Genomic DNA, 2,559 nt, shown 5'->3' with positions numbered 1-2,559 from the left:
GAGTTCGGCTCGAAGACGCGGCGTCGTGCGGGCGCTGCCGTGAAGAATACTTCCCATAATGCATCCTCTTCCTGACGACTCAGGTTCAATGATGCACCATCACACTCAGGGACTACACACCTAGCTCAATTCACATCGTCGGGCAAAACAGGCAGGGCCGCGATTTCGATGCCTTCGTCCAAAAGCGCTTGGGCCTCATCCATCGTGGTCTGCCCGATGATGCCGCGGGCGTCGCTTTCCCCGTAATGTATCTTGCGGGCCTCCTCGGGAAACCGCGTTCCGACATCCTCGGAATTGGCCCTGATCGTCGCAACAGCCTCTTTCAGCTTCTGGAACGCGTCACGCCGCATCGTATCCATCGCCAGCGTCTGCATTTCATCCTTCTTGCGCGCCGTCGAAACCGAAGGCGCCATCAGGAGCTTGGAGATGGATGCGGAGTTGCAGGCGGGACAGGTCAGGAATCCTGATGCGATCTGGCGATCGAAATCGGCACTTTCGGAAAACCAGCCTTCGAATTCGTGGGCATTTTCACAACGCAGCGAATAACGGATCAAGCGGCCACGCCTCCTGCGACTGCCCCTGGAACCCTCTCGATTGAGAAATCACGGCCGTTTTTCAGATTGGGAATCTTGTCATGAGCTGACTTGACGGCCGCCGTATCAATGTCGGCAAGGATGACGGCTTCGCCCTCCGGCCCGGCCGAAGCCAGAACGCGGCCCCAGGGATCGACGATCATCGAATGACCAAAGGTCTCACGCCCGTCCTCGTGGCGCCCGGCCTGAGCAGCGGCAATCACAAAAACGCCATTCTCGATCGCGCGTGCCCGAAGCAGGATTTCCCAATGTGCTTCGCCGGTCTGCTTCGTGAAGGCAGCAGGCACCGTCATCACTTCGGCGCCGGCAACAGCCTGGGCGCGGAAAAGGGTGGGGAAGCGAACGTCATAACAGATCGCAAAGCCCATTTCAGCAAAGGGAAGCGACAACACGCGCGCCTCGGACCCCGGCCGGTAGGCAGCGCTCTCGCGCCAGCTTTCGCCGTTGTCGAGATCGACATCGAACATATGGATCTTGTCGTAACGATTAAGGATCTTGCCATCAGGCCCGAAGAGGTAGCCGCGGTTGGCAAGCTTGCCGTCATCGAGCGCAATAGCGGTCGAGCCCACATGCATGAAGATGCCGAGCTCCCGGGCCAATTCCGAACCCGTCCGCACGATGACGTCATTGGTTTCGTCGCGAAGCAGTGCCTTGGCAGCGGCACGATCGCGCTGCAGCATGCCTGTCATCTCAGGTGTCTGCACATAGATCGCGCCCTGGCCCGCAGCGTCGCGGACGAGGCGCGCCATCGCGGCAGCGTTCCTCTCGGGATCGACGCCGGAGCACATCTGGATGGCGGCAGCCGTAAACGTCATCGCACTTCCTTACGCGGCAAGCAGAGGATCAAGCCCGCCGGCCCGATCCAGCGCATAGAGATCATCGCATCCGCCGACGTGCTGCTCGCCAATGAAAATCTGCGGGAACGTCGTGCGGCCGTTGGCCTTGCCGATCATTTCCTGGCGAAGTTCCGGCGCAAAGGTCGCATCGTGCTCGACGAAATCCACGCCCTTTTCGGACAGCAGCGATTTGGCACGCGCGCAGTAGCCGCAGGCTTGGCGCGTATAAATGGTCACGGGTGCCATGGGGTCTCCAGACAATACGGTTATCTTTTCGTCATATAGTTTCTGAAAGAGCCCTTGCAAAGGTCAAAACCGTGATGTCCGCCGCTCCGGCCTTGCGCAGTACTTTTGCCGCCGCGGCAACCGTGGCACCGGTCGTGTAGACATCATCGACAAGGACAAGCCGCTTGCCGAAGACGTCGTTGTCCCGCGCCTTGGCAATGGCAAAGACACCGCGAACATTTTCCTCGCGCGCCTCTGCGCCGAGACCCACCTGAGGGCGGGTGCGTTTGACGCGCATCAGCGTTGCCGGCAGAAGCGCCCTTCCGGATCGCTGCGCCAGATGACGCGCCAGCTCTGCAGCCTGGTTGAATTTGCGCGAGAACATGCGGCTTCGATGCAGCGGTACCGGCAGGATGGCCTCACACCGCTCCACCATCCCGTCACTCGCGCGTAGCATCCATTCGGACATCATTGGCGCGAGATCTGTTCTGTCGCGGTATTTCAGGCCATGCACCAACTGGCGCACCGGCTCGTCATGAAAGGCGGCTGACCGCAGCCGGTCGAACGGCGGCGGATTGGCAATCGCCTCGGCGCTGAGAATGCCGGAACCGAGATCATGCGAGAACGGTATCCCGAGGATTTCGCAATACGGCCGTTCGATGAAGCGCAGTCCGGACCAGCACGTCGGACAAAGGCCGTTGTGGCGACCGGTGGCGATGCCGCAAACCACGCATCCCGGCGGATAGACAAAGTCGACCAAGCGCCCGAAGGGACGCATTAGCAGGCTGTTGAAAAAGGCATTGGCGCAAGGCTCCTGTCGTGATTCACTCGCTTTATTGCGATTTGGAGCTGATGGATGCGCGGCGGCGATGTGAGGACAGGCGAACTCTTCAGTTATGTGGATC

4 protein-coding genes are annotated in these 2,559 nt (G+C 60.2%); all 4 read right to left on the bottom strand.

Annotated elements, in window-relative coordinates; genetic code table 11:
• Positions 1 to 125: 125 nt before the first annotated feature.
• The 4 genes from IB248_RS30780 to IB248_RS30765 are packed head-to-tail and all read right to left on the bottom strand — an operon-like array spanning position 126 to position 2,432.
• On the bottom strand, positions 126 to 554 hold the full coding sequence (locus IB248_RS30780; protein WP_018857855.1) for a DUF1178 family protein: 429 nt from the start codon (positions 552 to 554) through the stop codon (positions 126 to 128).
• Positions 551 to 1,408 (bottom strand): carbon-nitrogen hydrolase family protein, encoded by an 858-nt coding sequence (locus tag IB248_RS30775; RefSeq protein WP_062373551.1) that lies wholly within the window; start codon positions 1,406 to 1,408, stop codon positions 551 to 553. The genes IB248_RS30780 and IB248_RS30775 overlap by 4 nt, the downstream gene beginning before the upstream one ends.
• A 9-nt stretch (positions 1,409 to 1,417) precedes the next feature.
• Positions 1,418 to 1,675: a glutaredoxin 3 gene (gene grxC / locus IB248_RS30770; protein WP_018857853.1), complete on the bottom strand. Its 258-nt coding sequence runs from the start codon at positions 1,673 to 1,675 to the stop codon at positions 1,418 to 1,420.
• Positions 1,676 to 1,706: 31 nt separating this feature from the next.
• Positions 1,707 to 2,432 carry a ComF family protein gene (locus tag IB248_RS30765; RefSeq protein ID WP_192242230.1) on the bottom strand — a complete coding sequence of 242 codons (726 nt, stop codon included), beginning with the start codon at positions 2,430 to 2,432 and terminating at the stop codon, positions 1,707 to 1,709.
• Between the last annotated feature and the right edge of the window lie 127 nt (positions 2,433 to 2,559).

Source organism: Rhizobium sp. RHZ01, assembly GCF_014851595.1.
GTDB lineage: Bacteria > Pseudomonadota > Alphaproteobacteria > Rhizobiales > Rhizobiaceae > Rhizobium > Rhizobium altiplani.
This window is presented reverse-complemented; position numbering and strand designations above follow the sequence as displayed.

Bases quoted from the DNA above. Each gene is read 5' to 3' on its own strand.
- IB248_RS30775 (WP_062373551.1), bottom strand. From the start codon at position 1,408: ATGACGTTTACGGCTGCCGCCATCCAGATGTGCTCCGGCGTCGATCCC.
- grxC (WP_018857853.1), bottom strand. From the start codon at position 1,675: ATGGCACCCGTGACCATTTATACGCGCCAAGCCTGCGGCTACTGCGCG.
- IB248_RS30765 (WP_192242230.1), bottom strand. From the start codon at position 2,432: ATGCGTCCCTTCGGGCGCTTGGTCGACTTTGTCTATCCGCCGGGATGC.